The organism is Rhodococcus sp. NPDC054953, from assembly GCF_053609225.1.
The window spans coordinates 1-3,259 of sequence record NZ_JBSGXD010000003.1 but is presented as its reverse complement, the minus strand read 5'-3'; the positions used below and the strand labels follow the sequence as shown (position 1 = coordinate 3,259).

The 3,259-nt window shown below is 69.7% G+C and carries 4 protein-coding genes; 1 reads left to right on the top strand and 3 read right to left on the bottom strand.

The window, feature by feature from the left end; all coding sequences use genetic code 11:
• Positions 1-150 precede the first annotated feature (150 nt).
• Together ACWF62_RS03035 and ACWF62_RS03030 are read right to left on the bottom strand one after the other, a co-directional pair.
• On the bottom strand, positions 151-693 hold the full coding sequence (locus ACWF62_RS03035) for an HPP family protein (protein WP_378508610.1): 543 nt from the start codon (positions 691-693) through the stop codon (positions 151-153).
• 33 nt (positions 694-726) lie between these two features.
• Positions 727-1,596 carry an alpha/beta fold hydrolase gene (locus tag ACWF62_RS03030; protein WP_378508611.1) on the bottom strand — a complete coding sequence of 290 codons (870 nt, stop codon included), beginning with the start codon at positions 1,594-1,596 and terminating at the stop codon, positions 727-729.
• A 94-nt stretch (positions 1,597-1,690) separates the two neighbouring features.
• Here ACWF62_RS03030 and ACWF62_RS03025 point away from each other — a divergent pair, with 94 nt between their 5' ends.
• Positions 1,691-2,260, top strand: a complete 570-nt coding sequence (locus ACWF62_RS03025) for a TetR/AcrR family transcriptional regulator (protein WP_378508612.1) — start codon at positions 1,691-1,693, stop codon at positions 2,258-2,260.
• A 103-nt stretch (positions 2,261-2,363) separates the two neighbouring features.
• Here the strand turns inward: ACWF62_RS03025 and ACWF62_RS03020 are convergent, their stop codons facing one another.
• Entirely contained in the window at positions 2,364-3,125 is a 762-nt protein-coding gene (locus tag ACWF62_RS03020; RefSeq protein WP_452629375.1) for an SDR family oxidoreductase, read from the bottom strand.
• Positions 3,126-3,259: the final 134 nt, after the last annotated feature.

Sequence of the window (3,259 nt, the reverse complement as noted above, 5' to 3'; positions counted from 1 at the left end):
GCCGCCGGTTCTTTCCTGGTGGGGGCGGAGCAGAACCGGCCTACAACCACTGCGGGGGGGGGGGTGGGCCCCAGGCCCCCCCCCCCCCGCCACAGTCGTTTTCGGCGCGACGTCCGGCGACCCCCACGGCAGTGTGGTCCAGGATCCGCCTCAACCGGTGAAGGTCGCCGGGCGACGCCGACCGGCGAACCACGGGTGCCGAACCCAGCGACTCAGCGACGCACGAGCGGCGGGACCTGCGGCCACCGACGCGGCGACCACTACCGCCATGGCGGGCACAAGGGTGTGCGCCAGGTAGCCGAATCCCGGATCGGTGAGCCCGATTCCGGCAGCGCACAGCGCGGCAGGCACGTGCGGGGCGCGCAGGACCGCCATCGCGATGACCGCCCACACCGCCGACGCGGTCACCGCCACCTCGGACGCTCCGACGGCTGCGGTGATCAGCATGGCTCCCACCGCGGCGACCGGGTAGGCGCGCAGGACGGCGCCCGGACGGGCCGCGGGAGCGCTCGGCGCCAACGCTATCAGCGCGGCCGAGGCCACGAACGGCAAGGCGAACACCTCCAGTCCGAGCAGGCGTTCGACGGCGACGAGGCACACGATGACGAGCAGCGCCGTGATGCCCGCCGACAGCGCCGACGTGCCGGATCCCCGCTGCTCGATCAGGGCCGCGGCCCGGGTGCGGACGGTCATCGTCACTATTCCTCCGGGAAGGGTCGGGGCGAGTCAGGCCGTGCGCCGCAGGAAGTCGCGCATCAGGCCGGCGATCTCGTCGAGGTGGGTCTCCAGCGCGAAGTGGCCGGTGTCGAGCAGGTGGATCTCCGCGTCCGGCAGGTCCGCCGCGAACGCCTCCGCCCCGGCCGAGCCGAAGATCTCGTCGTCCCGACCCCAGGCCACCAGGGTCGGCGGCCGGTGGGTGCGGAAGTACTCCTGAAACAGGGGATACCGGTCGAGGTTGAACTGGTAGTCCCAGAACAGCTGAAGCTGAATCTCCTTGTTACCCGGACGATCCAGGCCGGCTTGATCCGTCAGCCACGTTTCGGGAGCGATCCGGTCCAACCGGTCGTCGGGGACCCCGTGGGTGTACTGCCATCGCGTCGCGGCAACGTCGAGGAGCTCACGCACCGCCGGTTCGTGCGCCTCCCGGTCACCCGCATGAGCGAACAGCACGTCCCAGAACGGTGTGAATCCCTCGCGGTAGGCGTTCCCGCTCTGGGTGATCAGCGCGGTGACACGCTCCGGGTGCTCAGCGGCGATGCGCAAACCGATCGGCGCTCCGTAGTCGTGGACGTACAGCGCGAACCGGTCGACACCGAGCTGGCCGAGCAACGAGGCCGTCACCTCGGCGAGGTGGTCGAAGCTGTAGTCGAACTCGTCGACCGTGGGGCTCTCCGACCGGCCGAAGCCGATGTGGTCCGGAGCGATCAGGTGGTACTCGTCCGCGAGGGCGGGCATCAGGTTGCGGAACATGTGCGAGCTGGTCGGAAATCCGTGCAACAGAACCACTGTGGGCCGGCTCGGATCTCCTGCCTCGCGATAGAAGACCTCACGGCCGTCCACGAGTGTCGTGCGATGTCGGGTGTCGAAGCTGGACATGAGCCCTCCGTGACCACTCAAGGAGAGAACGGTCGTTCTCCCGCTGGGGTGTACAGTAAAGAACGTTGGTTCTCCATGCAAGGGGTGAGGCGAAATGGATTCGGACACTGCCGATGTGCGACTGCTCGACGCCGCGGAGGAGCTGTTCAACGAGCACGGCGTCCAGGCCGTGGGAATGGACGCGATCCGTACCCGCTCGGGCGTCTCCCTCAAACGGCTCTACCAGCTGTATCCGTCGAAGGAGCGGCTTGTCGAGGCGATGCTGCGGCGGCGCGACCACGCGGTGCGCGACGAGATCGTCGGCTTCCTCGCGCCGTACGCCGACCCCCGCGAGCGGATCCTCGGAGTGTTCGACTACCTGGACGACTGGTTCCGCCGAGACGACTTCCGCGGATGCACCTTCATCAATACCTTCGGTGAGCTAGGCGGCAGCAACGCCGTCGTCGCCGACATCGCCCGCACCCACAAGGCGGCCTTCCTCGACTGTCTGCGCGACCTCGTCCGCGCGGCGGACCGGCCGGAGGGGCTGGCCGATCAGCTCGCGCTGCTCGCCAACGGCGCGATGGCCACCGCCGCGATCTCGGGGTCACCAACCCCTGCCGCGCAGGCCAAGGACGCGGCCCGCGTCCTGCTCGGACAGATGAAGTCGCCGCCGGTGCCGTAGCCGCCCTCCCGCTCCGATGAATGGGGGTTCATGTGTCATTCGCCCGCGGCGGATGGCACATGAACCCCCATTCAATGCTGGAGCCGGGTGCGGGGGCGCGGGATCAGGTCATCCTCGCGACGACCGACAGCGGAAGGACCCGCATCGCGACGGACAGCGGCGCCCACGGCCAGCCCGGCACCGCGGCCCGGTGCGCCTCGCGTTCGATGGCCTTCACCATTGCCCGGCAGCCCGTCTCCGTGTCGACGATCAGCGGCACCTTCTTGATGTTCTCGTTCATCTCCGACCGAATGAACCCGGGCAGCAGCGTGGTCACCGCGATTCCGCTGCCCGCCAGGTCCGCCCGCAGGCCCTCGCCGAGCGAGGCGACCGCGGCCTTCGAGGCCGCGTAGGTGGTCAGGTTGCGCGGCATCCCGCGCACCGCACTCACCGACGACACCAGCACCAGGTGCCCGGCGCGGCGCGGGCGGAACAGTTCCAGCGCCGCCTCGGCCTGGGCGAGCGCGCCGAGGACGTTGGTGGACGCGGTCGCGGCATTGGCCCGGAAGTACCCGGTGCCCAACGGCTGTCCCTTGCCGAGTCCGGCGTTGACGATCACCCGGTCCAGGCCGCCGAGCTCGGCGTCGAGTTCCATGAACGCCGTGAACACGTCGTCGTGGTCGTTGACGTCGAGGGTACGGATCGCGACGGTGATGCCCGGGTGCGCGGTCAGCAGTTCGTCGCGCAGTTCCTCGAGCCGGTCGGTGCGCCGCGCCGCCAAGGCGAGATTGCGTCCGCGCGCCGCGAACTCGCGGGCCATGCCCCGCCCGAGCCCGGAGCTGGCGCCGGTGATCAGAATGTTCCTGCGCTGTGTGTTGCCGCCCACCGCTCGACCTCCCGCTGCTGCCCGACTGCTGGTCCCGGTGACCGAGCGTAGCGGTCCTTCTGCCGATTTCACGCCAGCGGCCGGGTTCGGGTTCGGGTCATCGTGGCGACGATCAGCACGGCGACCACCGCGAC

Bases quoted from the DNA above. Each gene is read 5' to 3' on its own strand.
- ACWF62_RS03035 (WP_378508610.1), bottom strand. From the start codon at position 693: ATGACCGTCCGCACCCGGGCCGCGGCCCTGATCGAGCAGCGGGGATCC.
- ACWF62_RS03030 (WP_378508611.1), bottom strand. From the start codon at position 1,596: ATGTCCAGCTTCGACACCCGACATCGCACGACACTCGTGGACGGCCGT.
- ACWF62_RS03025 (WP_378508612.1), top strand. From the start codon at position 1,691: ATGGATTCGGACACTGCCGATGTGCGACTGCTCGACGCCGCGGAGGAG.